This window comes from Streptomyces capoamus, assembly GCF_014654935.1.
GTDB lineage: Bacteria > Actinomycetota > Actinomycetes > Streptomycetales > Streptomycetaceae > Streptomyces > Streptomyces capoamus.
Window position 1 is genome coordinate 209,909 of sequence record NZ_BNBF01000016.1, and the last position, 1,048, is coordinate 210,956.

General features: G+C 69.0%; 1 protein-coding gene and 1 pseudogene. Both read right to left on the minus strand.

What is annotated here, in order from left to right; translation table 11 throughout:
• A pseudogene (locus IE312_RS41720) lies at window positions 1-113 on the minus strand (succinate dehydrogenase/fumarate reductase iron-sulfur subunit); the annotation flags it as partial.
• Window positions 110-1,048: FAD-binding protein (locus IE312_RS41725; RefSeq protein WP_229900386.1), on the minus strand; the 939-nt coding region annotated here is incomplete at its 5' end. The gene IE312_RS41725 and the pseudogene IE312_RS41720, both read right to left, overlap by 4 nt.

Sequence of the window (1,048 nt, forward strand, 5' to 3'; positions counted from 1 at the left end):
TCCAGCATCTCCAGGAAGGACATGTCGGGCGAGATGCCGTCCACCTCGTAGGTGGACATCGCTCCTTCGGCGTCGGCGTTCTTCTGCCGCCAGACGCGCAGGGTGAGCTTCATGCGTAGCTCCGCTGGGTGGGGTGGACGTACTCGAAGACCAGGTCTTCCCTGTGCAGGACGGGGGCCTCGCCGGTGCCGGTGAACTCCCAGGCGGCCGCGTAGGAGAACGCGTCGTCCTTGCGGGCCGCCTCGCCGTCCGGGGTCTGGGACTCCTCGCGGAAGTGGCCGCCGCAGGACTCGGTGCGGTGCAGCGCGTCGAGGCACATCAGCTCGGCGAGTTCCAGGTAGTCGACGATCCGGTTGGCCTTCTCCAGCGACTGGTTGAACTCCTCGCCGGTGCCGGGCACCCTGATCCGCCGCCAGAACTCCTCGCGGATCTGCGGGATGCGCTCCAGGGCCTTGCGCAGTCCCGCGTCGCTGCGGGCCATGCCGCAGAACTCCCACATCAGCTCACCGAGTTCGCGGTGGAAGGAGTCCGGGGTGCGGTCACCGTCCACGGCGAGCAGCAGGTTGATCCGGTCCTCGGTCTCGGCCAGCGTCTCCTGGACGACGGGGTGGTCCTCGGTGACCGGCTCCTGGTGCGGGGTACGGGCCAGGTAGTCGTTGATGGTGGCCGGGAGCACGAAGTAGCCGTCCGCGAGGCCCTGCATCAGCGCGGAGGCGCCGAGCCGGTTGGCGCCGTGGTCGGAGAAGTTGGCCTCGCCGATCGCGAACAGCCCGGGGATCGTGGTCTGGAGGTCGTAGTCGACCCAGAGGCCGCCCATCGTGTAGTGCACGGCCGGGTAGATCCGCATCGGCACCTGGTACGGATCCTCGTCGGTGATCCGCTGGTACATGTCGAAGAGGTTGCCGTACTTGGCCTCGACGGCCTTGCGGCCCATGCGCCGGACGGCGTCGGCGAAGTCCAGGTAGACGCCCTGCCCGCCGGGGCCCACTCCCCTGCCCTCGTCGCAGACGTTCTTCGCGGCACGGGAGGCGATGTCCCGGGGCACGAG